The organism is Lutibacter agarilyticus, assembly GCF_900188235.1.
GTDB lineage: Bacteria > Bacteroidota > Bacteroidia > Flavobacteriales > Flavobacteriaceae > Lutibacter > Lutibacter agarilyticus.
Genome location: NZ_FZNT01000002.1, coordinates 225,311 through 251,379, shown reverse-complemented (window position 1 = coordinate 251,379; position 26,069 = coordinate 225,311). Strand labels below are relative to the sequence as shown.

Annotated in this window: 18 protein-coding genes; 17 read left to right on the top strand and 1 reads right to left on the bottom strand. The window is 31.0% G+C overall.

Annotated elements, in window-relative coordinates; genetic code table 11:
* Window positions 1-317 precede the first annotated feature (317 nt).
* Window positions 318-8,054: a SusF/SusE family outer membrane protein gene (locus CHB67_RS03785; protein ID WP_141119675.1), complete on the top strand. Its 7,737-nt coding sequence runs from the start codon at window positions 318-320 to the stop codon at window positions 8,052-8,054.
* Between the two features lie 348 nt (window positions 8,055-8,402).
* Here CHB67_RS03785 and CHB67_RS17150 read toward each other — a convergent pair whose 3' ends face one another.
* Window positions 8,403-8,567, bottom strand: coding sequence for a hypothetical protein (locus CHB67_RS17150; RefSeq protein WP_176461205.1), 165 nt, complete (start codon window positions 8,565-8,567; stop codon window positions 8,403-8,405).
* Between the two features lie 204 nt (window positions 8,568-8,771).
* Between CHB67_RS17150 and CHB67_RS03780 the strand changes: the two genes are divergently transcribed.
* The 16 genes from CHB67_RS03780 (at window position 8,772) to CHB67_RS03710 (ending at window position 26,063) form a co-directional block, all read left to right on the top strand.
* Window positions 8,772-9,530, top strand: a complete 759-nt coding sequence (locus CHB67_RS03780; protein WP_245813416.1) for a LytR/AlgR family response regulator transcription factor — start codon at window positions 8,772-8,774, stop codon at window positions 9,528-9,530.
* 223 nt (window positions 9,531-9,753) lie between these two features.
* Window positions 9,754-9,915, top strand: coding sequence for a hypothetical protein (locus CHB67_RS17145; protein ID WP_176461204.1), 162 nt, complete (start codon window positions 9,754-9,756; stop codon window positions 9,913-9,915).
* A 90-nt stretch (window positions 9,916-10,005) separates the two neighbouring features.
* A complete protein-coding gene (locus CHB67_RS03775) occupies window positions 10,006-12,051 on the top strand; it encodes a tetratricopeptide repeat-containing sensor histidine kinase (protein WP_089380415.1) in 2,046 nt (681 codons plus the stop codon).
* The gene (locus CHB67_RS03770) at window positions 12,044-12,721 is read left to right on the top strand and encodes a response regulator (protein ID WP_089380414.1); all 678 of its coding nucleotides are present in this window, start codon (window positions 12,044-12,046) and stop codon (window positions 12,719-12,721) included. The genes CHB67_RS03775 and CHB67_RS03770 overlap by 8 nt, the downstream gene beginning before the upstream one ends.
* Window positions 12,722-13,071: 350 nt before the next feature.
* The gene (locus CHB67_RS03765) at window positions 13,072-15,036 is read left to right on the top strand and encodes a protein-disulfide reductase DsbD family protein (RefSeq protein WP_089380413.1); all 1,965 of its coding nucleotides are present in this window, start codon (window positions 13,072-13,074) and stop codon (window positions 15,034-15,036) included.
* A gap of 14 nt (window positions 15,037-15,050) precedes the next feature.
* Entirely contained in the window at window positions 15,051-16,535 is a 1,485-nt protein-coding gene (locus tag CHB67_RS03760) for an aminotransferase class V-fold PLP-dependent enzyme (protein ID WP_089380412.1), read from the top strand.
* Window positions 16,536-16,586: 51 nt separating this feature from the next.
* Window positions 16,587-17,171, top strand: a complete 585-nt coding sequence (locus CHB67_RS03755) for a HupE/UreJ family protein (protein WP_089380411.1) — start codon at window positions 16,587-16,589, stop codon at window positions 17,169-17,171.
* Window positions 17,172-17,226: 55 nt separating this feature from the next.
* Window positions 17,227-17,652, top strand: coding sequence for a deoxycytidylate deaminase (locus tag CHB67_RS03750; RefSeq protein WP_089380410.1), 426 nt, complete (start codon window positions 17,227-17,229; stop codon window positions 17,650-17,652).
* Complete coding sequence (locus tag CHB67_RS03745) at window positions 17,652-19,286, top strand: S41 family peptidase (RefSeq protein ID WP_089380409.1); 1,635 nt, start codon at window positions 17,652-17,654, stop codon at window positions 19,284-19,286. Before CHB67_RS03750 ends, CHB67_RS03745 begins: the two co-directional genes overlap by 1 nt.
* A 35-nt stretch (window positions 19,287-19,321) precedes the next feature.
* A complete protein-coding gene (locus CHB67_RS03740; RefSeq protein WP_089380408.1) occupies window positions 19,322-20,068 on the top strand; it encodes a UDP-2,3-diacylglucosamine diphosphatase in 747 nt (248 codons plus the stop codon).
* Window positions 20,069-20,183: 115 nt separating this feature from the next.
* A complete protein-coding gene (locus CHB67_RS03735) occupies window positions 20,184-21,188 on the top strand; it encodes an AAA family ATPase (protein WP_089380407.1) in 1,005 nt (334 codons plus the stop codon).
* Window positions 21,189-21,273: 85 nt separating this feature from the next.
* Window positions 21,274-22,146, top strand: coding sequence for a DUF58 domain-containing protein (locus CHB67_RS03730; RefSeq protein ID WP_089380406.1), 873 nt, complete (start codon window positions 21,274-21,276; stop codon window positions 22,144-22,146).
* A 33-nt stretch (window positions 22,147-22,179) separates the two neighbouring features.
* Entirely contained in the window at window positions 22,180-23,109 is a 930-nt protein-coding gene (locus CHB67_RS03725) for a hypothetical protein (protein ID WP_089380667.1), read from the top strand.
* Window positions 23,099-24,103: a vWA domain-containing protein gene (locus CHB67_RS03720; RefSeq protein WP_089380405.1), complete on the top strand. Its 1,005-nt coding sequence runs from the start codon at window positions 23,099-23,101 to the stop codon at window positions 24,101-24,103. Before CHB67_RS03725 ends, CHB67_RS03720 begins: the two co-directional genes overlap by 11 nt.
* A gap of 123 nt (window positions 24,104-24,226) precedes the next feature.
* Window positions 24,227-25,276, top strand: coding sequence for a VWA domain-containing protein (locus CHB67_RS03715; protein ID WP_089380404.1), 1,050 nt, complete (start codon window positions 24,227-24,229; stop codon window positions 25,274-25,276).
* On the top strand, window positions 25,266-26,063 hold the full coding sequence (locus CHB67_RS03710) for a tetratricopeptide repeat protein (RefSeq protein ID WP_089380403.1): 798 nt from the start codon (window positions 25,266-25,268) through the stop codon (window positions 26,061-26,063). Before CHB67_RS03715 ends, CHB67_RS03710 begins: the two co-directional genes overlap by 11 nt.
* Window positions 26,064-26,069 lie beyond the last annotated feature (6 nt).

Here is a 26,069-nt window from a genome sequence, read left to right as displayed (position 1 = left end):
AACAATTAATAAAGATCGCAAAATATATTAGGACAAATCTGTTCATAAAATAATAGGAGTATTCAAAAGGAGTATTGAAAATAACACGGCCTTAAGATAGTAAAATTAGGGATACAAAATATACCAACAATTTGGTATTTACTTTGTCAATAGTTGATGTTATGTTTGTATAGAGGGAAATTGCTATCCATTTTTTATTGCCCCACCAACTAATTAAAATCAAAATAATTGCCCCACAAATTATTTTTAAACCTGCCTTTTTGAATTATTATGTTCAAAAAGGCATGGATATAACTACTAACTAAAACTATCTTATTATGAAAAGATTGCTACTCTTTTTCGCATTTATTTTATGTGTAAATTTTTCTTTCTCCCAGGGCTGGGGGATTGTAGGTTCTGCGACTCCAAATGGTTGGGGTGGACCCGATATTCCAATGACTTTTAATGTTGATTTAGATATTTGGGAGGCAACTGTTGAATTCACTGATGGTGAAGTTAAGTTTAGAGAAAACAATGATTGGGCGAATAATTATGGTGATAACGGTATTGATGGTTCTTTAGAAGCCGGTGGAGCAAATATTCCTGTTTCAGCAGGTTATTATAGCGTCAGCTTAAATTTAAATACACAAACTTATACCTTAGAACCTTTTGAATTTTTGTTAGTCAGGGCTTGGAAAATTGCATCTGAAGCTGGGGCCTTAAAAGTTGGACCAACGGAAGGCTCAGATCAATGGTGGTCAAATGATGAGCAGACATTAATAGATAGAGCATGCTATTTTGATGATGAATATGTATTTAATTTGGATGGCTCTTTTCAAAATATTTTAGGGGAAGAAACATGGCTAGAGCCATGGCAAGGTGGCGCAGAACCAAACGGGCAATGCGGTGCGCCCAAAGCACCTCATAATGGTACCGTAACAGCAACTTATAGCTATGATGAAATAGCAGGAACAATCACTATAAATGGTCAAGGTGCTTATTTAGGATTACCTAAAGCCACTAATGAAGGGAGTTTAACTGAATTTACTAATGTTCCAGAATCTATTACCTACAATGTTGTGTTTTCCGAAAATGACAATGTAATGACGCTTTCAATTGAAGCTGGTTCGGGTGTGTTTTGGACGTATAAACTTATCAGCCAAAATGTTGTATCCATTCCGGACACTAATTTTGAAGCCTATTTAGAAACGCACACTGCTAATGGAGATGAGGTTTTAATAGGTGACCCATCAAGTATGGGTGATGGTGTGATGAACCATTTAACATTAAAAAGCAGTGTTGAAGGTGTTACAAATCTAAACGTAAATGATTTAGGAATTACTAGTTTAATTGGAATTGAAGCATTTTCAAGTTTAGAAGATTTATACTGTCAAAGGAACCAACTTGCAAATCTTGATGTTACCAAAAATTCGGTATTATCAATTTTAGAATGTGAAAGCAATCAATTTACAGCATTAGATTTAAGTCAAAATAAAGTATTAAAGACCATTGGTTGTGCAAATAATAATCTGTCAGAATTAGATGTCAGTCAAAATTTATTACTAGAAGGTATTTGGTTTACAAATAATAATATTACAAGTTTAAATGTAGATGCGAACACGAACTTAAAAGTGTATGGTTTTTCTGATAATCCATTAACAAGTCTATCCATAAAAAACGGAAACAACAAAAATATTGTTTATTCAACAATGCAAAATTTACCAAGTTTGTCTTGTATCACGGTTGATGATGAGAATGCAGATAATTCTAATTTAAACCTTGATCCTGCAGTTGCTATTAGCAACAATTGTAGTGGTAGTGTTGCTATCCCAGATCCAATTTTTGAAGCTGCTTTAATTGAATTAGGGTTAGATACAGATGAAACCGTGAATGGTCAAATATCTCAGATAGATGCTGAAAATATTTATTCGCTTAATATCGTTGACAAAGGAATTAATGATGTTACTGGGATTAAATATTTTGTGAATCTAGAACAACTGTTTTGCAACAATAATAATTTAACTGAGTTACAGTTAAATACCCATACAAATTTAAATGGGATATGGATTAATAACAATCCTGTAACTTCGATTAATTTAAAGAATTGTCCAAGTTTAGTGTATTTACACATTTCACAAAATCAGTTGGAAGCCATTGATATAAGTAGCAACCCGCTACTTATGGAATTATCCATTGCCAATAATAATTTAACTTCATTAGACGCTTCTAACAATCCTAATTTAACTTTTTTAAGGGCTAATGGGAACGATTTATACAGTATAAATATTGAGAATGGGAATAATTTGAATTTTGCAGCTCCAGAATGGTGGCCTTATTCTTTTGATGTTAGATTTAATTATAATTTATCCTGTATTCAAGTTGATGCAGGTTTGGTAAATAATATCCCATCAGATTGGGCCAAAGAAAACAATACATTTTATAGTGAAGATGGATGTAATGATGTCGTTCCAATTCCAGACCCAAATTTTGAACTTGCATTAATTAATGCGGGCATTGATACCAATGGTGAAACCGGTGATGTGCTAAGGGTAGAAGTTCACAATATCACATATTTAAACTTAGGTGGTAAAGAAATAACAGATCTAACAGGGTTATCTGCGTTTAAGAATTTAAATCATTTAATCATTTATTCTAATCCCATATCTGAAATAGATTTAAGCAGCAATACTGAATTAGAAGTGTTACAAGCTGGTGCTAATGAATTGACTAGTTTAGATATAAGCAATAATCAAAAATTAAGAGAATTATGGGCTTGGACGAATCAATTAGAATCGTTAAACACGTCTAACAATCCGTTATTAGAAGAATTGTGGTTAGGACAGAACAATATAACAGCGTTAGATCTTTCAAATAACAGCAATCTTATTGGATTAGAGATTCACCAAAACCCAATAACTTCTATTGATTTTTCGAAAAATTTAAACTTGGAAAGATTATGGGCTTGGGAAACGAATCTTACAGGTTTAAATCTTTCAAAAAATAGAAGTTTAAATCAATTAAGAGTTCAGGATAACTTAGAGCTATCCTATTTAAATGTGGAAAACGGAAACAATGTAAATATGGATAATTTCATTGTGAGTGGTACGTCAAAACTAAGTTGTATTACAGCTGATGCGAATGTGCATGAGAATATGACTGCATTTTCAGATGGTAGATTGAATGAAGATTGCCGTATGGTATATATCATAGATGAGAGCTTTGAACAAGCCTTAATAGAATTAGAAATAGATACAGATGGGATAATTAATCATTTGATTTCAAGAGTTGATGCTGAAAATACTTCTGCAATAATTGCTAATTTTCCACTACTGCCTGATGGTACAACAAATGTAGGCGCTGATCCAAGAGTTACAATAACTACAAAAATTAAAGACCTTACAGGTCTTGATGCTTTTACCAATTTAGAGGTTTTAGAATGTCAAGGAAATCAATTAACAAATTTAGATATTTCCAAAAATTTAGCCTTAACTAAATTGGAGTGTGGTTGGAATCAAATTTCTAATTTAGATGTTAGTCAAAATTCAACGCTGGAAATATTGGGTTGTCATGATAATAATCTTAGCAGTATTGATGTTAGTAAAAATTTGGCCTTAAAAGGTCTTTGGTGTAGTAATAATAATATTACAGGTTTAAACTTAGATGTAAATACTAATTTAAATTTATATGGAGTATCAAATAATCCACTTACGTACTTGTCTATTAAGAATGGGAATAACCATAATGTAACATATTCTGAATTGTTGAATTTACCAAATCTTTTATGCATTACAGTAGACGATGAGACTGCTAGTTATTTTACTGATAAATATTTTTGGAAAGCCGTAACTGATGCAGGAATTAGTTTTAGTAATGACTGCGGTACAGTTTATATTCCAGATGTTAATTTTGAGCAATCGCTAGTAGATATTGGTGTTGATACAGATGGATTAGTAAACCAATTATTATCTAAAACCGATGCAGAAGCTGTAAACAGCTTAAATTTAACGAATCCATTATTCGACCCTTCCTCGGGCTTTGCAAATTCTTTAATTACAAATGTAACCGGAAAGATTGATGATTTAACAGGGATTGAGGCCTTTGTAAATGTAACAAATTTGCAATTAGGATATGGAGCACTTTCATCGATAGATATTTCAAATAATGTCCTTTTAGAAGAACTGTTTTTAGGCGATAATCAGCTTGAAAGTATTGATGTATCAAATAATACTGTCTTAAAAAGATTTGGAGTTATGCGTAACCCAAATTTGCCAACTTTAGATGTTAGTAGTAATATTAATTTGGAAGAATTATTTATTGATAATACTTTAATTACAACCTTAGATGTTTCAAAAAACATAAACTTGTGGAAAATTTATGCAAGATGGGGCAACCTAACAGGACTAGACCTTTCAAAAAACACAAATTTAAGTGATGTAAGAGTAAGAGGTAGCAGTAATTTAACTTATTTAAATATAAGAAACGGAAATAATATAAATGTAACTGGTTTTGATGTTCGAGACATGCCTGATTTAATGTGTATAACTACAGATGATATACAATCTCAATTAATGATTGATTATTCAAACGGAAAAACATTTAATTCTGATTGTGGTTTCGTTTATATCCCAGATGAGAATTTTGAACAAGCGCTGTTAGACCAAGGTATTGATACCGATGATGCGTTGAATCATTTAATTTCAAGAGCTGATGCAGAAGCACAAGTGGGGCGTTTGGGGGTTAGCGGAAGACAAATAAGTGACTTAACAGGTATTGAAGCTTTTGTTAATATTACTGAATTACAGGCAGGCGATAATCAATTAACAAAAATAAATGTATCGCAAAATACTGAGTTACTCAAATTATGGGTGTATTACAATCAGTTAAAGGCACTAGATCTTAGTAATAACACAAAATTACAGCGGGTTTCTGCTGGAGGAAATCAAATTAGTTCCTTTGATTCTTCTTCCTTGATTGATATGCATACACTTCTAATATGGCAAAATAACCTAACATCTTTAGACTTAACTAATAATGTAAATCTAACTTGGCTTTCAGCACAAAATAATCAATTATCAAATATAGATCTTACAAATAATTTTGAATTGAACCGACTGGAATTGGGAACAAATCTATTTACGGAGACGATAGATCTCTCTCAAAACAATAAGTTAACCTATTTTGAGGCTTATAACAACAAGTTTAAAAGTTTAGATCTTTCTAATAATACAGAACTAACATTTTTAAGTTTGCCAACAAATGAATTAACAGAGTTAGATTTATATAATAATACGAAGCTCACAGAAGTTGTTTTGGCAAATAACCAAATAGAGAAAATAGATTTTAGTTTTGCTACAGAACTGTTTCAACTTGTTATACCCAATAACAAGTTAACATTATTAGATGTGTCAAACAATCCAATATTAACAGCTCTTAATATTGATAACAATATACAACTTGCAAGTTTGGATATGCGAAACGAAAATAATATCAATATAGAATTTTTTAATACTGAAAACACTCCCAATCTAACTTGTATTAATGCTGATGGTGTTACTCTTACTGAAATTTCACAACCAATGTTAGATTCAGGAAAGTCATTTAGTACGGATTGTGGTGATTTTGTAAATATTCCAGATGAGAATTTTGAATTATATTTATTAGAATTAAATATTGATTCAGACGGATTTTTGAATGGTAAAATACTAAGAGAAGATGCCGAAGCAGTGGGAACTTTAAATTTAACAAATCCAAATTTTGATTCATCTGCTTTTGCGAATCAAGATCTTATAAACGTGCCTGGTCAAATTAGTGATATCACTGGAATTGAGGCTTTTGTAAATTTAACTACTTTACAAGTTACAAATAGTTTAATTGAAGACATTGATGTTTCAAACCTTACGCTATTAGAAGTGCTTTGGTTGAATGATAATGTTTTAACATCTATAAATGTTCAAAGTAATATAAACTTAACAACGTTAGGTGTTATGCGCAACAACATTTCTGGCGTATTAAATGTTAGTCAAAACATGCTACTAGAAACTTTATATGCTTATAATAATGCGATTACTGATTTAGTTATTTATTCAAACGTTAATTTAAAAGATTTAAGAGTAAATAACAATTCATTAACAGCGTTAAACGTATCAACAAATCTTGCATTGGCTAGAATTGATGCGCAATACAATACGGGATTAAATATGACTTTCCCAGCTGTTGAGTTGCTTACGCTAACTTCCTTAAATTTATCGGGAACAGGAATCAATAGATTTAATGCAACATTGCTACCAAGTTTGGAATGGTTATTACTAAATGACAATTCACTTACAAATTTTAATGCTGCAAAAGCTGCTAATATTCAGCATTTAAGAATCAATAACAATCAACTAGGAAGTTTAGATGTTTCTGGAAATCTTGCTTTGGTCGATTTGCAAATTTCGAACAACCAATTAACCGATTTAAATGTAGCTAATGGTTTTAATTCTAATATGGCAACTATGAACGCTACATCTAATCTGTTAACATGTATCACAGCCGATAATGACGACATTACATTAGCCCCTTATGTTAATTGGGGCTTAGATTTAGGGGTGCAATTAAGTTTAAATTGTAAAGGTGAACCTGAAGTTGTTTTAATTCCAGATGAGAATTTTGAGTTGGCTTTAGGTGGTTTGGATACAAACGGTGTGAATGGAAATATTTTATTAAGTGATGCTTTATTAATTGAAAATTTAGACGTTTCAGGAGCAAACATTTCAGATTTAACTGGTATTGAGTCGTTTGTAAATTTAATTGCATTGAATTGTTCAAATAATTCAATTGCCAATTTACCTCTAGGAAATAGTAAAGGATTGACACAGTTAAATGCATCGTTAAATAATATCGCGACTATTGATTTAAGTCAAAACACAGCATTAACAGCTCTTGATATTTCATACAATAAATTAAGTGAATTAACCATAAGTAGCGCAAAGGTGTTTAACTCACTAATTGCAAATAACAATCTTATAAGTTTGATAAACTTAAATGACTTGACAAATTTAGTTGATTTAGATATTTCATTCAATTTAATGACTCAAGTTGATGCGACAGGTTTAGATCAATTAGCAACTGTGAATTTAAGTGATAATCAATTGATTGAACTAGATATGAGAAATGGAACAAATACCATTATTACAAATTTTGATGCAAAAAATAACAATCTAGTTTGTATTGGTGTTGATGATGATACAGCTGATTTTTTAAATTGGGATAAAGATAGTGCTACTTTATATAGTGTCACAGGTGATTGCTTGCCTCCAGTAGTCAATACGCAAAATATAACTGTGCAATTAGACGCAAAAGGAGTTGCAAGTATAAGTGCTGTAGCGATAGATAATGGTTCTTATGACAATGCAACACCAACTAAAAATTTAGTGTATAGTGTGAATAAAACAACATTTAACTGTAGTGATTTAGGGGTAAATGAGGTGGAATTAACGATAACTGATTTAGAAGGGCATTCTGCAAGGAAATCAGCACAAGTAACAGTAGAAGATATAATAGCTCCAACAGCTAAATCTTTAAGATCTTTAACCTATGATTTAAATGATGCTTCTGGGACTGTAAATTTAACCCCTGAAGACATTAATGACGGATCTTCTGATAATTGTGATATTCAATTGATGACTATAGATCCAGCAACATTTACAATGCCAGGCGTTTATGAGGTTACATTAACAGTAACAGATGCTGGAGGAAATGAAGCCACTAGTATAACGGAAGTTGAAATTACAGATAGTTCTATTAGTTCAATAGGTCTTAGTTTTGGTAAATTAAAATTAACAGTTTATCCAGTACCATTTACAGATGTAATTAATATTTCATTTTCTGAAGCTACAGATTTAGCGACAGTATCAGTAAGTTTATTATACTTTGATCAATCAGATACCGGAATTAATTTTTATGCAAATGGAATAAATTTAATAAGTGATAGTACCACTAATCTATCACAAGCTAGCGGAACCATATATTGGTTACGGGTAACAATTGGTAAAAAAACACAAACTATTCAAATAATAAAAGGAGGTACGAATTAAAATTACCAATTTGGTGAGCGATTATCCTCTGGAGTTTACACGGTAAAAGTAACTCAATCATATAAAACCGAATATATAAGATTGATAAAAGATTAGAAAATATTTTTTGAATTTAGTTTAGATAGGGCATTTCTAATACATTTTAAAATGTCCTATTTTTTTAATGTTGTAATGATACTTTTATTAAAAAAAATCATAAACTCCCTTATTATTTAGATGTAAGGCGGTTTTAAAGAGTTGGTTTAAAAAAATGTGAGTATTAGTACTTCCCACTTAAAGTATAGGTTTAAAGCTAATAATTGTATTATTGTCAGCTTTTTAAAAAATTTAAAAAAGAGGAGATAAACATTATATAAGACCTAAACGCTCAAACAAACTTTGGATATCGCTTGGGTAGTTGTTTTGTGGCTTTGGAGTACTTTCTGAATTATTTAAATTCAAAGAAGTACTATTAGGGGTTTCATTATTCATTTTCTTAGTTGCTTTATTGTATTTAGAATTTTCTTTTTTCATAATTTAATTAACTGTACTTGTGTAATTAGTAAGTAAAATAATTTAACTGTTTAATTCTCAAGATTTTAATGAAATAGTATAGAAAATATAATTTCTTTTAAAGAATAGTAGTAAAATTACTCATTATATGCTTGTTTTTGGTGGGTTTACCCGTAAAAAAAGGAAGGATAAACCACACAGTTTTTTGATGAAACTTTAGTATTTTTGAAAAAACTATATTTGTCCCCTCCAACTATTATGCGAAACTATTTTATAATTGATACCGACCAAGATTCTGTTCAAAGCATTAAAAATGTTTTGGAAGACTACTATGAATTTAACTGCATTGGCGTTTCTAGTGATTACGATGAAGCCATGAACATTATTTTAAAAGAAACTCCCGATTTAGTTTTTTTTAATATTGACAATGTAATTGAAAATTCTTTCAAATTTGCGCAAGAGTTAAATTTGTTTAATGATGACTTTCCAGTTTTTATTGCCATTTCAGCATCTAAAGATTTGGTGTATGATGTGATAAAGAATGGTTTTTTTGATTTCTTATTAAGTCCTTTGCCTGAATTAGAAATAAGAAAGTCAGTTTTAAAAGTGCTGAAGAAAATTCCAGCCCAATCACGAAAAAATATCTGTTTAAAATCATACAAAGATTATCAATACTTAAAAACAGATGAAATACTATTTTTGAAAGCTGATAATAATACAACCGACTTTTATATGAACGACGGAAATATTATTAGTGCTTTTAAAACACTTAAAACTTTTGAAGAGATACTTCCAAATAATTTCCATAGAATTCATAAAAGTTATATTATTAACAAAAATTTTGTTTCTAGAATACAATATGGTAAATTTACATGTACTATAAAAAGAAATGATTACGAAGTACCTTTTACCAAAACTTATATAGGTAATATTGAAAGTATGAATAAAGCACTTTCTGAGTATTCTTACCAATCTTTAAATTAATCTTCCTTTCAAATAGTAAGGTTTTACTTATAAACAGTATGCTTTTACTAAAGAATGTAATAATAGGTAGTTACACCTAAAAATATGTCCTAATTTAGCTTCAGATTTAAACAACAAAGCAACAATTTTTAGCAAAAAAACTAAAAAAATTTAGCAGTTTAAATTTTAGAAACGATTTAACAAATTAAAAAACATATTGTATAATTTTACAACCCTAACTATTATGAAAACATTCAAATTTATCTTCGCATTCTTTTTATTCGCAACTTTATTAACTTCTTGTTCTGCTACTTCAACTGCTGAAGACGATGAATTGTACTCAGTTGAAAACGTACAAGCAACAGGAGAAGAAAGTACTGCTGACCTAATTAGATCTAGAGAATAAATTAGATAATACATACTTTATTAAACTAAAAAGCCTTTCACATGTGTGTAAGGCTTTTTTTAGTAGTTTTGTTTTGTAAAAATAACCATTTTGAAAATAGTTCCAGCTTCTAAATTTTTTTATGTCATATTAGGATTCCTAGTTATTTTAGGTTGTACTAAAGTTGTGGAAGAAAAGAATAAAGTTATTTCAAAAAAAGACAGTACTGAAATTTGGTTAGCCCAATCAAAAAGCAGGAAGTTAACCTTAGAAGAGCGTAAAAAAGCCTTGGAAAAGGCTTTTGAAGCTGCGCAATCAAAAACATCTGATTCTTTAAGAAGCCATTACTTTTCAGAAATAGCGATAGAAGCTGAATTGTTAAATAACGACCCTTTATTTAAAAAAGTAAATTTAGAGAATCTCAACTTGGCGGTCAAGCTTCAAGATACATTTAAAACAGGCGATGCGCATTGGAGTTATGGAATGTATTATCAAGAAAAGGAAGTGATTGATAGTGCCTATTACCATTTTCATAAAGCTTATGAAAGTTTCAAATCGGTACATCATGAATTATACACAGCGAACATGTTGTATAACTTGGGCTTTATTCAAGGACGGATTAAAGATTATACTGGGAGTGAAATCTCTATGATTGAAGCTATTGCTATTTATAAAAAGCTAGATCGAAATTTGAATTTATACAGATGTTATAATTATTTAGGGATTGTTTATAATAATTTGGATGAATATGATCGGTCTATTTATTACCATAACAAGGCATTAGAGTATTTAGAAAAGGTCGAAAATAAGAGGAATTATAAGGAAGGGAGTTTAAGCAATATTGGCTTGGTATATCAAAAACAACGCAATTATGAATCGGCTATTGAAAGTTTTGAAAAAGCCTTAAATAATAGTGACTTAAAGGTGCGTGATCTAAACTTTTATGCGCGTTTAAAAGACAATATAGCTTATACCAAGTTTTTAAATGCAGATACAGCTAATGTTGAAAATGAATTTAAATATGCATTAAATATTAGAGATAGCCTTAAAAATATTTCAGGTGTTGTAATTAGTAATCGTCATTTATCTGAGTTTTATGCGGCTAAATTTGATACTGTAAAAGCGGTTGAATTAGCAACTGAAGCTTATGATTTAGCTGAACAGGTAGATAACAATCGTGATAAATTAGAAACCTTATTATTACTTTCAAAGGTTAACAAACAAGAGGCCAATATTTATTTAGCGGAATATGTACATTTAAATGACAGCCTTCAAATTGAGGAAAGAAAAACAAGAAATAAGTTTACACGAATTAAATTTGAAACAGATGAATATATTGAGGAAACTGAAAAGTTATCCGAAGAGCGTATTTTAATTTCAATTGGTGCTGTTTTTGTAATTGCAATACTTTCGTTTGCTTATTTTTTAAGAGTTCAAACAGCAAAAAATAAAGAGTTGGTTTTTGAAAAAGAACAGCAAAAAACCAATCAAGAGATTTTCTCTTTAATGCTAAAACAGCAATCTAAATTAGAAGAAGGGCGAATGAAAGAGCGGCATCGGATTTCTGCAGATTTGCATGATGGTGTGTTGGGTAAAATATTTGGAACCCGTTTAGGTTTAGGTTTTTTAGATATAAAAGGAGACGATGGAACTATTGAAAAACATCAGTCGTATATTGATGAACTTCAAAATATTGAAAAAGAAATTAGAACCATTTCACATGAACTTAAAAATGAAATTTTATCCTCAAAAGAAGATTTCTTTACCATTATTGAAGAATTAATTCAACAGAAAAGTAGTTTAGGGGAGTTTAAATATACGTCCAACTTCGACAGCAATATACATTGGGATGATATTAGTGATGAGATAAAAATTAATTACTACAGAATTATTCAAGAGGCATTGCAAAATATTATTAAATATGCCAATGCAACACAAATAACAATAAGTATTGAATTAGAAGAGAGTAATATCAACCTGAAAATTACTGATAACGGACGAGGTTTTAACCTGAAAAATAAGCGAAAAGGAATTGGGCTAAAAAATATGGTGTCACGAACAAATAATATTAATGGAATTTTTAAGATAAATTCTAAAATTACCAAAGGAACTACTATATTTGTTTCGTCTCCATTACAAAAACCTAATTATGAGTAAAATTTATAATGTATTAATAGTTGATGATCACCCAATCATAGCTGATGCTTATAAAAGTGCCTTTGATTTTATAAGCTCAGAAAATATAGATGTTGAGTTTGATATTTCAATTGTAAATAATTGCGATGATGCAATTGAAGAAATTAATAAAGCTGCTAAAACAAACGGTATAGATATTGTATTTTTAGATATATCCTTACCTCCTTCGTCTGATGGTAAATTTTTGTCGGGTGAAGATATTGGTGTGAAAATTAGGCAAGTTTTACCAACATGCAAAATTATTATTGCCACAACATTCAACGATAATTACCGTATTCAAGTCATTTTAAAAAATGTAAATCCTGATGGTTTTTTAATTAAAAATGATGTAAATAAAAACGAGTTAGTTACCTCTATAAAATCAATTTTAGCTGATACTCCTTATTATAGTAAATCTGTTTTAGAATTGTTTAGAAAACAATCTTCAAGCGATTATAAATTAGATAAAATTGATCGCCAATTGCTATATGAAATGTCAATTGGAACAAAAATGAAAGATCTTCCTTCAATTATTCCAATGTCTATGACAGGGCTCGAAAAAAGGAAAAAACAGTTAAAAGTTCTTTTTGAAGTTAAAGAGAATGATGATAGAGAATTAATATTGAAAGCAAAAGAAAAAGGATTCATTTAAAATGAATCCTTTTTTTACTATAAAGAAGTCTTTGGGGTTATAATTATTCCTATAGATACTTCAAATATATTACGAAATACGATTATAAAAAAACGCTAATAAGCTTATTTTAGTGCAGGGTGCAATGTTTATGGAAACAGCCTAAATTTTGTAAGGTAAAACCCTATTTTATAAAATAGTTATTGTGAATGGCGCACCATTTATGTTCATTTGCTGGTTGTAATTTAATTGTTAGTAAGGCTTAATTGTGAAAATTTTAACAAAACGCAAGTGAGGGTATTTGAATTAAATTACGACTGATTGACTATTATTGATTAATTTTGACAACTTTCAAAATGTACATAAGTTTTATGAAAAATTTATTTTTACTGCTATTTAGTGTAGTTATTAGTACGGTAAGTACTGCACAAATTCATGAACCTGTAAAATGGTCAACTTCAACTGAAAAAATTTCAGATACCGAATATAATTTACTCATAAATGCAAGCATAGAATCCAACTGGCATTTGTACTCTCAAAATGTACCTGAAGATGGTCCAATTGCAACATCTTTTGCGTTTACAGCTTCAGAAGATTTTGAGTTAATAGGAGAAACTTCCGAAGAAGAAGGGCATACAGTTGACGATTCTGTTTTTAATATGAAAATTAAATATTTTGAAAACAGTGCTACTTTTAAACAACGTATAAAATTATTGAATGCTGAAGGTGCTTTAATTGTAGGTGAAGTTGAATTTATGGTGTGCGACGATTCCAACTGTTTACCACCAACTTTTATTGATTTAGAGTTTTCAATTTCAAAAAATGGAATTATAACGAGCGATAATAAGGCAAAAACCGATACAGTTGTAAAACAAGAAAAAAAGAAATCTTCAGACAGAAGTTTGTTGGGGATTTTTATCATCGCCTTTTTTTCAGGGTTTGCAGCATTGTTAACACCGTGCGTTTTCCCTATGATTCCTATGACTGTTAGCTTTTTCACAAAACAAAGTAAGAGCAAGGCTCAAGGTATTAAAAATGCAATTATTTACGGCTTATCAATTGTTATTATTTACGTGTTGTTAGGGTCTTTAGTAAGTGCAATTTTTGGTGCTGATGCGTTAAATGCGCTATCAACAAATGTTTGGTTTAATGTAGTATTCTTTTTATTGTTAATTGTTTTTGCAGTTTCATTCTTAGGTGCTTTCGAAATTACATTACCAAGCTCTTGGGGAACCAAAGTTGATGCGCAAGCTGATAGAGGTGGAATGATTGGAATCTTCTTTATGGCATTAGCTTTAGCAATTGTTTCATTTTCGTGTACAGGGCCAATTGTTGGTACTTTATTGGTTGAAGCTGCTGCCGGTGGAAATCAGGTAGGACCAATTATTGGAATGTTAGGGTTTTCATTAGCCTTGGCAATTCCATTTGCATTATTTGCGGCATTCCCAGGATGGTTAAATTCGTTACCAAAATCTGGTGGATGGTTAAATACAGTAAAAGTAGTTTTAGGATTTTTAGAATTAGCCCTGGCATTTAAATTTTTATCAAACGCCGATTTGGTGCTGCAATTACATTGGTTAGAACGCGAAGTGTTTATTGCTATTTGGATTGCTATTTTTGGAGTTTTGGCGCTGTATCTCTTCGGAAAAATACAATTGCCACATGATTCTCCATTAACACATATTTCCGTAGGAAGATTAAGTTTAGGATTGTTGTCCTTAACATTTACATTGTATATGTTACCTGGACTTTGGGGGGCGCCATTAAATTTAATAAGTGCATTTCCGCCAGCGCAACATTACAGTGAATCGCCTTACGGTGTTGGATTTACAAAATTAAGTGATGGTTTAGAAATTGGAGATGCGCATGCTGAAATTCCTGAAGGTGCGCATTTAATGCCACCGCATAATATTTTAGCTTTTAACGATTACGATTTAGGTGTTGCGTATGCCAAAAAAGTAAACAAACCTATTATGCTCGATTTTACGGGGCACGCTTGTGTAAATTGTAGAAAAATGGAACAAAACGTGTGGGCAAAAGATAAAATTTTACCAATTTTAAGAAATGAAGTAGTGTTAATTTCTTTATATGTTGATGATAAAAGACCATTGCCAAATAATGAAGTGATAGATTCAAAATTGCGTCCGGGGAAAAAGTTAAAATATATTGGTCAAAAGTGGAGCGAATTACAAACCTTAAAATTTGGCGCAAACGCACAACCGTTTTATGTGTTAATGGATTTAAATGAAGAAAATTTAAATGAACCAGCGGCTTATACTCCTAATGTTGATGAATACCATGAATGGTTAAAAGAGGGTATTTCAAACTTTAAATAAATTGATTAATTGTAATGAGTATTTTAGAAAATAAATCAGATTTAGAAAACTACTTTCAGCAGTTCAGAAAAAACATTGTAGGTGTTAATGCTTCTTTTGAATCTCCTTGTGGAACAAAAGATATTATTTATACCGATTGGACCGCAAGTGGAAGATTATACAGACCTATTGAAGAAAAATTGCTGAATGATTTTGGTCCTTTTGTTGCAAATACTCATACCGAAACTTCTATTACAGGCTCTGCAATGACAATGGCTTACCACAAAGCTAGAAGCATTATTAAAGCACATGTAAATGCAGGTGCTGATGATGTTTTGATAACTGACGGAACAGGAATGACAGGCGTTGTAAATAAGTTTCAACGTATTTTAGGTTTAAAGGTTGCTGAAAATTTAAAGGAATTTACAAATGTGCCAAAAGAATTAAAACCAATTGTTTTTATTTCGCACATGGAACATCACTCTAACCAAACTTCTTGGTTAGAAACTATTGCCGATGTAGCTATAATTCCTTGTGAAGAGTCTGGTTTAATTTGTTTTGAAAGTTTTAAAAAATTACTAGAAGAACACAAAGAGCGTCCTATTAAAATTGCTTCAGTAACATCGTGTTCAAATGTAACAGGAATTAGAACTGATTATCATCAAATTGCTAAAATTATTCACGAATATGGCGGACTTTGTTTTGTTGATTTTGCGTGTTCAGCACCGTATGTTGATATAAATATGCATCCTGAAGATGAAACGGCTTATTTAGATGCTGTTTTCTTTTCTCCGCATAAATTTTTAGGTGGGCCAGGTACTTCAGGAGTGCTTGTATTTAATAAAAAATTGTATAAGAATATGATACCTGACAACCCAGGAGGTGGTACTGTAAATTACACAAACCCTTGGGGAGATCACGATTATATTGATGATATTGAAACACGTGAAGATGGCGGTACACCCGGATTTTTACAAAGTATTAAAATTGCGTTGGCTATTCAGTTAAAAGATAAAATGGGTGTTCAAAATATATTGGATAGAGAGCACGAGATTAATGAAATTGTTTTTGAAAAATTACAGCACATACCAAACCTTAAAATCTTAGCCGAACAGCACAAAGATCGTTTAGGAATTTTTTCTTTTTTTATTGAAAAAGTACACTACAATTTAATTGTGAAATTGTTGAATGATCGTTTTGGGGTGCAAACACGTGGAGGTTGTTCTTGTGCTGGAACTTACGGACATTTTTTATTGCACGTAGATCAAAAAACTTCAAAAGATATAGAAAAACAAATTGTTGAAGGTTGCTTAACCGAGCGCCCAGGTTGGATTCGTATGTCTATTCACCCAACAATTACTAATGAAGAAGTTTTATATGTTTGCGAAAGCATAAAACAAGTTGCAGAAAATTATGAAGAATGGGGAAAGGATTACGAGTATGCTGCTGCTAAAAACGAATTTATACATAAAACTGCAAAGCCAATTGAGCTAGCTATTGTAAATAATTGGTTTCAGTAATCCTTGAATAACTAACATTTTCTATATTTGAGCAACTTAATTTAAACCCCCATGGATAATTTAATCTTTTTTGTAAAAGAAGGCTTTTTTCACGTTTTAGACTGGAGAGCATATGATCACGTACTTTTTTTAATTGCCCTAACTGTAGTATATGATTTTAAAAACTGGAAGAAAATATTTTGGCTAATTACACTCTTTACAATTGGCCATACTATTTCTTTAGTGCTAGCAGCGTATAATGTAGTTTCAGTTAGTAAAGTTTGGATAGAATTTTTAATTCCATTAACCATATTTGTAACAGCATTGGTGAATATTTTTTATGCTAAAACAGCGTCAAAAGATACCAAAACAAATACCAATTTATTTTTTGCATTATTTTTTGGGTTGATTCATGGTTTAGGATTTTCAGGGTACTTTAAAATGTTAATTGGTTCTTCAACCACAAAATTAATTCCACTGTTAGAGTTTGCTTTAGGGGTTGAATTAGCTCAGGTAGTTATTGTAATTTTAATCTTACTTTTAGGATTTATTTTTCAAACAATATTTCGTTTTTCAAAGCGCGATTGGATACTAATTATTTCTTCAATAGTAATTGGTGTAACTATTCCAATGTTAATTAATAACTGGATTTGGTAAATTTTTAACGGTGTAATTATAAGAATCTTACTATTTTCGTAGCAATATCAAAAAAATGAAAAAGAAAAAACAATTAAAGTACGATACAGCCTATATGAGAATGGCGTTAGAGTGGGCAAAATTATCGTATTGCGATAGGAAACAAGTGGGAGCCTTAATTGTAAAAGACCGAATGATTATTTCTGATGGTTATAATGGAACTCCATCGGGTTTTGAAAACTGCTGTGAAGATGATGAAAACTATACAAAATGGTATGTTTTACATGCAGAAGCAAATGCAATTTTAAAAGTAGCAGCTTCCACACAATCTTGTAAAGGAGCAACCTTATATATTACACTATCGCCTTGTAAAGAGTGTAGCAAGCTAATTCATCAATCAGGAATAAAACGAGTTGTTTATGCCAATGAATATAAAGATACTACAGGAATTGACTTTTTGAAAAAAGCGGGTGTAGAGTTAACTTATTTGAAAAATTTATAATGAAAAAAGCAACAGTATATTTTCCATTTTTTATAGGTGTAGCAGTAGCTTTAGGAGTTTTTATTGGAAGTAATTTAAATTTTAATAATAAATCGGTTTTATTTAGCTCTAATAATAAAGAAGCTAAAATTAAAAGACTAATCAATTATATTAATTACGATTATGTTGATGAAGTTGATACCGATGAGTTATTAGACGGAGCTATTACAAATATGCTGGTAAAATTAGATCCACATTCTGTATATATTCCAAAAGAAGATTTACAACAAGTTACCGAAAATATGCAAGGTAAATTTGTAGGTATTGGTGTTTCGTTTTTAATGTATCAAGATTCAATTGCCGTTAATAGTGTAATTGAAGGTGGTCCTAGTGAAAAAGCAGGAATTAAAGCAGGAGATCGAATTCTTTCAGCAGATAACGATACGCTCTTCGGAAAAAAATTATTAAAAAAAGCAGGTGTACTTGAGAATGAAGAAGGAACCATTCTAGCCGATAGGAAAATTAGTGCAGCTATTTTAAAATCATTAAAAGGAGAGCCCGAAACAAATGTAAATGTGTCGGTTTATCGTCGTACCAATGATGAGGTAATTCAATTCCCTATTGTTCGTGGTGAAGTTCCTTTAAAAAGTGTTTCAGCTCATTTTATGATCAATTCTTCATTAGGTTATATTAAAGTAGAGCGATTTGCAAGAACTACTTACAACGAGTTTAAAGAAGGTTTAGAAGAACTTATTTCTAAAGGAATGACTTCTTTGGTGCTTGATTTAAGAGGGAACCCTGGAGGTTTTATGGATATCGCAAACAGTATTGTTGATGAATTTTTAGAAGATGGAAAATTAATTGTTTTCACTAAAAATAAGAGAGGTCAAGTTGATAGATCTTTTGCAACACAACGTGGAAGTTTTGAAGATGGAAATGTATATGTTTTAATTGATCAAAATTCAGCTTCAGCAAGTGAAATTGTGGCAGGTGCACTTCAAGATAATGATAAAGGAACCATTGTTGGTCGTCGTTCGTTTGGGAAAGGATTAGTGCAACAAGAAATGGATTTAGGTGATGGTTCTGCGGTGCGTTTAACAACATCTCGCTATTATACTCCAACAGGAAGATCTATTCAAAAACCATACAGCAACGAAACTCCAAATGCTTACGGAAATGATTATGTTGAAAGAATTCATAACGGAGAATTAATTTCAAGAGACAGCATAAAAGTAAACGATTCATTAAAATACACAACGCCAAAAGGTAAAATTGTATACGGTGGTGGAGGTATTATTCCTGATGTTTTTGTACCAATTGATACGTTAAACACATATAGTAATAAATTGCATGGTGGGTTAAACGATTTTACATTTAAATACATTGATAGCAATAGAGAAAAAATGCAAACTTGGAAGTTAAAAGATTTTGTTCAAAATTTTGATACTGATAACAAGGTTTTTAATAAGTATGTAAATCAATTAGATTTAAATGTTCCAATGTCTCCAAATGAAAAAGAAAATTTAAAGCGCTATTTAAATGCATTTATAGCTCGTAATTTATTTGATGATACAGGTTTTTTTATGATTACTCTAACCAATGATAATATGGTTTTAAAAGTGTTAGAATTAGAAAACGAAAAAAATAAAGAGTAGTTTTGCTTAAAGAAGCCTAAAGAATCCATTATACTTTGGAAATTAAAAAGAAAATATATTTCGCATCCGATCAACATTTTGGTGCGCCTACTGTTGAAAAAAGTAAAATTCGAGAGCAAAAATTCGTTAACTGGTTAAACGAAATTAAACAAGATGCCGAAATTCTTTTTTTATTAGGCGATCTTTTCGATTTTTGGTTTGAATACAAAAAAGCAGTACCTAAGGGTTTTGTGCGGGTTTTAGGAAAATTAGCCGAGTTGAAAGATAGCGGTATTCAAATTTATTTTTTTGTAGGAAATCATGATTTATGGATGCGTGATTATTTTGAAACTGAGTTAAATATTCCTGTATATTTTCACCCTAAAGAATTTACCTTTAACAATAAAACTTTTTTAATAGGTCACGGAGATGGTTTAGGTCCGGGAGATAAAGGTTATAAACGCATGAAAAAAGTGTTTACCAATCCTTTTTCAAAATGGTTGTACCGTTGGTTACATCCAGATATTGGGCTTTCTTTAGCACAATATTTATCAGTAAAAAATAAATTAATTTCAGGAGATGACGATGTAAAGTTTTTGGGTGAAGAAAATGAATGGCTTGTGTTGTATTGTAAAAAGAAACTGACCGAAAAACACTACGATTTTTTTATTTTCGGACACCGACACTTACCACTAGAAATTTCAATCTCAAACAACTCAAAATACATAAATACAGGCGATTGGGTAAGCTATTTTACCTACGCTGTTTTTGAAGGTAAGCAATTGGTGTTAAAAACCTGCTAAACCTCACTATTTACTTCATTTTTTAACCAATTTTTAACAACGTTTTAAAAAATATTTGTGCTATTTGCATGCTCTAAAAAAGTGTATTAAATTCACGCGGTTAAAAAAAAACAAAATGATTGAAAATAATGTTTCGGTAGATATTAAAGCTATCAATGAGAAGATTGAAAAAGAAAGCGCATTTGTAGATTTATTGGTGATGGAGATGAACAAGGTAATTGTTGGTCAAAAGCACATGATTGAGCGTTTGCTTATTGGTTTATTAGGGAACGGACATATTTTGTTAGAAGGGGTTCCCGGATTAGCAAAAACACTAGCTATTAACACTTTGGCAAAAGCAGTTCAAGGTGATTTTAGCAGAATTCAATTTACACCCGATTTATTGCCAGCCGATGTTGTTGGAACTATGATTTACAGTGTAAAAGACAACGATTTCACCATAAAAAAAGGGCCTATTTTCGCAAACTTTGTATTAGCTGATGAGATTAACCGTGCACCAGCAAAAGTACAATCAGCTTTGTTAGAAGCAATGCAAGAGCGCCAAATTACTATTGGAGATACTACTTTTAAGTTAGACGAGCCTTTTTTAGTAATGGCAACTCAAAACCCTGTAGAGCAAGAAGGAACATATCCTTTACCAGAAGCGCAAGTAGACCGTTTTATGCTGAAAACAGTGATTGATTACCCAAAAATTGCAGAAGAGCAATTAATAATGCGTGCTAATTTATCAGGAAGTTTTGGAACAGTAAATGCGGTAGCTTCTATAGAACAAATTAACAGAGCTAGAAGCGCTGTTAAGGAAGTTTATATGGATGAGAAAATTGAGAAATATATTTTAGATATTATTTTCGCAACACGTTATCCTGAAAAATATAACTTACCAGATTTAAAAGGTTTAATAAGCTTTGGATCATCTCCTCGTGGAAGTATAAACTTAGCTATGGCAGCAAAATGTTATGCATTTATAAAACGAAGAGGATATGTAATTCCTGAAGATGTACGTGCAGTTGTGCATGATGTTTTACGTCACCGTATTGGAATTACCTACGAAGCGGAAGCTGAAAATGTAACCTCAGAAGACATTATCAATCAAATAGTAAATCAAGTAGAAGTACCTTAGTAGTTCACAGTGAATAGCCGCAGTTGGCAGTTTTTTAAAAACTGAACAACTGAATACTGCAATTGAATACTGTAAACTTTAAACAATGGATACCAAAGAAATACTAAAAAAAGTTCGTAAAATAGAGATTAAGACACGTCGTTTGTCTGATCATATTTTTTCAGGCGAATACCACAGTTCGTTTAAAGGACGAGGTATGACTTTTTCTGAAGTACGACAATACCAATATGGAGATGATGTTAGAGCTATTGATTGGAATGTAACAGCACGTTATAATGAACCTTATATAAAAGTTTTTGAAGAAGAACGAGAATTAACAATGATGTTAATGGTTGATATTTCAGGTTCAGAAATGTTTGGGACACAACAACAATTTAAACGAGATACCATAACCGAAATAGCAGCAACTTTAGCATTTTCAGCAACTCAAAATAATGATAAAGTTGGTTTGTTATTGTTTTCGGATGAAATAGAATTATTTATTCCACCAAAAAAAGGAAAAAGCCACGTACTTCGAATTATTAGAGAATTAATTGAGTTCAAGCCAAAAAGTTCAAAAACAAGTGTCAACAATGCGCTAAAGTTTTTATCACAAGTAATGAAAAAGAAAGCCATTGTTTTTGTGCTTTCAGATTTTATGGATACGCACTACGAGCATACGTTAAAAATAGTAGGTAGAAAACATGACGTTACCGGAATTAGAGTATTTGATAAACATGACGCTGCTATTCCAAATTTAGGAATGGTGCCTATGTTAGATGCCGAAACAGGTAAAACTATGTTGGTAAATACCGCTTCAAAAAGTGTTAGAAACGCCTATAAAGCGCATTATTTACAATCAGTTGATTATTTCGAAAAATCATTTAGTCATAGTGGGTCAGGAACCATAAGTTCTCGAATTGACGAAAGTTATGTGAAAAAACTATTAGGCTATTTTAAACACAAAGGAGCAAGATAGATGATGAATTTGAAAGAATTGAAGAAAATAACAATGAAGAAATTTCTAGTTTATATAGTATGTTTTGTTAGTTGGGTTGGTTTTTCGCAAGAAAACCCAGTTTCAATGGAAGTAGACACTACCAATATTAAAATTGGAGAACAAATTCAATATAAAATATCGGTAGCAGCAAGCGGAGATATTATGTTTCCAAAATTAAATTTAGATAGTTTAGGGAAGGTTGAGGTTGTTGAAATGTTGCCAGTTGATACCTTAAAAAATAGATTCGAAAAACGCTATTTACTAACAAGTTTTGACAGCGGTAAATATTTAATTCCGAAGCAAAGCGTTTTAATCAACAACAAACCATTTTTAATAGATTCTTTGCTAATTAATGTAACTACGGTAAAAGTAGATACCACAAAGCAAAAAATGTTTCCTATTAAATCCATTCAAAGAGAACCTAAAACCTTTGATGACTACAAACATTTATTTTGGTGGTTAATTCCAATCTTTTTAATTATCGCGGTTATTTTATACTTCGTTTTTAGAAAGAAAGTGAAAAAAGCTGCACCAGTTGTATATGTTGAACCAATTCAGGAAGCGCTACAACGTTTAAAAGAATTAGATGAAAAAGAGTTGTTGAAACAAAATAAGGTTAAAATTTACTATTCGGAATTAACAGATATTGTAAGAACATATATAGAAAAGGATATTAAAATTCCAGCATTAGAATCAACCACAAATGAGTTAATTGAGACTATCAACGATTTTAACGAATCTAGTAAATTAGGCATTTCAAAAGAAACCATTGCAGAGTTAAAAGAAGTATTACAAAGTGCCGATTTGGTGAAGTTTGCAAAATCGAAACCAATTGTAGAAGAAATTAGAGGGCATAGAAATATTTCAGAACGAATTTTACAGAGTTTAAAGCCTGTTAAAGAGGAAGAACCTATAAAAGAAGAAGAAAAAGATGGGGAGTAATTTTGAATTTTTAAATCCGGGTTTTTTATGGTTGCTAGTGCTAATTCCGTTATTAGCAATCTGGTATTTTTTAACACGTAATACCAACAGTGCAGCATTAACAATAGCAAGTACAAAAGGTTTTCAAGCAAAACCTTCAATAGTTTCAAAATTAAAGCCGCTATTGTATGTTTTTAGGTTGGTTGCTTTGTCGTTACTAATTGTTGCGTTGGCGCGTCCAAGAAACGTATCGGTAAGTTCGCGTACAAAAACAAATAAAGGAATTGATATTGTAATGGCAATTGATGTTTCGGCAAGTATGTTGGCACGCGATTTAAAACCAAACCGATTGGAAGCATTGAAAAAAGTAGCCAATGAGTTTGTAAATCAACGTCCAAATGATAGAATAGGAATTGTGGTATATGCAGGAGAAAGTTTTACGCAAACACCAATTACAAGCGATAAAAGAATTGTAAGGAATACCATTTCTGAAATTAAATGGGGAGATCTTGATGGTGGAACTGCCATTGGAATGGGTTTAGGTTCTGCAGTAAACCGATTAAAAGAAAGTAAAGCAAAAAGTAAGGTAATTATTTTATTAACCGATGGTGTAAATAATACCGGTTTTGTAGATCCAAAAACAGCTACTGAATTGGCAGTTGGTTTAGATATTAAAGTATACACTATTGGTCTAGGAACCAACGGAACGGCTTCTTTTCCGTATGCAAAAGACCCCCAAACAGGAAAGCTATTATTTAGAAGTTCTCCAGTTGAAATTGACGAAGATTTATTGAAATACATAGCCAAAGAAACCGAAGGGAAATATTTTAGAGCAACAGATAATACCAAACTGAAAGCTATTTACGAAGAAATTAACAAATTAGAAAAAACAGAAATAGAAGAATTTAAATATTACAATTATCAAGAAAGATATAGAATGCTAGTTATTTTAGCAGGCTTATTTATTTTGCTTGAAGTGGCATTAAGAAACACCATATTTAAAAGTTTTATATAATGAAGTTGAAAAATTAAGGATTGAAATAGGTAAAATATATCGAACGTTAAATGCTTTACGAAAAGCATAAATAAGCAGATAACAATTACACTTTTTAACCCTTAAACCTTTAAACCAAAAAAAATGTATCAAATAGAAGAACCAACATATTTTATTTACTCAGCAATTATTCCAGTAGTATTTGTACTGTTTTTGTTGGTGTTTTGGTGGAAAAAAAGAACACAGAAAAAATTTGCAAATAGCGAGTTAATTCAAAAATTAAGTCCAGAACAATCAACGTTTAAATCGTTCTTAAAAATTATAGTTATTTGTGTAGGATTGGCATTCTTAGTTATTTCATTAACAAACCCAAAAATGGGTACAAAGTTAGAAACTGTAAAACGTCAAGGAGTTGATATTGTATTTGCGTTAGATGTTTCAAAAAGTATGTTGGCCGAAGATATTGCGCCGAGCAGATTGGATAAATCAAAACAAATTATTACCCGAATTATTGAGAAATTAGGAAGTGATAGAATTGGAATTATTATTTATGCCGGAAATTCATATCCATTATTACCAATAACAACGGATCACGCTGCTGCAAAAATGTTTTTACAAAATGCAGATCCTGATATGGTTTCAAGTCAAGGAACAGCCATTAATGATGCTATTGGAAGAGGAATGACTTACTTTGATAATGATGAACAAACAAATAGGTTTTTATTTATAGTTTCAGACGGTGAAGACCACGAAGAAAGTACCACAAGTTTGGCGAAAGATGCCGTTGAACAAGGAATTAAAATTTACACCATTGGTGTTGGAACTGAAAATGGAGGTCCAATTCCAATCAAAGAAAACGGAACAGTCATTTCTTATAAAAAGGACAATAAAGGCGAAGTTGTAATAACTAAAATGAATCCTTCAATGTTGCAAACCATCGCTGATGAAGGGAATGGAAAATACATCAACGGGAATAAAACACAAGAGACAATTGACATAGTTGAAGACTTGCTAGTGAAAGCTGAAAAAAGTGAGTTCGAAACCAAACAATTTGCAGATTATAAAGACCAATTTCAATGGTTTATTGGTTTTGCACTATTGTTTTTAGTAATAGATGTTTTGTTATTAGAAAAGAAAACAAAATGGGTTCAAAAATTAAATTTATTTAATCAAACTGAAAAGAATGAGAAATAGTTTATTCATAGCGTTTTTGTTTTTTACTTGTATGGGTTTTTCTCAAGAGAAAAATCAAGAAAAATTAGAACGTGAAGCAAGAGAAGATGTAAGAGAAGGAAACAAATTGTACAATCAGTTAAAGTTTGGAGATGCTGAAATTGCTTATAAAAAAGCGTTGTCAAAAAATCCAAATTATCCAAAAGCATCGTATAATTTAGGAAATGCCATTTATCAACAAGACCGAAATAAAGAGGCGGTTGCACAATTTGAAATTTTAGAAAAAACAGCGCCAGATAAAATGAGCAAAGCCGAAGCATATCATAATATGGGAAATTCTTTTATGAAGGAAAAACAATATGATAAAGCTGTTGCTGCCTTTAAGAATTCTTTAAGAAATAATTCAAAAGACGAAGAAACGCGCTATAATTTAGCAATGGCGCAAGAGTTGTTAGAACAACAAAATCAAGATAATAAGGACAATAAAGATAACAAAGACAACAAGGATAATAAAGACGATAAAAACAAAGATCAGAAAGATAAAGAAGGCGGAGACGACGAAAAGAAAGAAGATCAAAAAGATAAAGATAAAGGAGAGGATAAGGAAGACGATAAAAGTGATCAACAAAAGAATCAGGAAGATAAAAAAGAAGATCAAAAAGATCAAAAACCTAGGCCAAACCAACTATCGCCTGAGCAAATGAAACAGTTATTAGATGCCATGAATAACGAGGAAAATAAAACTCAGAAAAAATTAAACGAACAAAAAGCGCAAGGCAAAAAAATTAAACAAGAAAAAGACTGGTAATTAAAA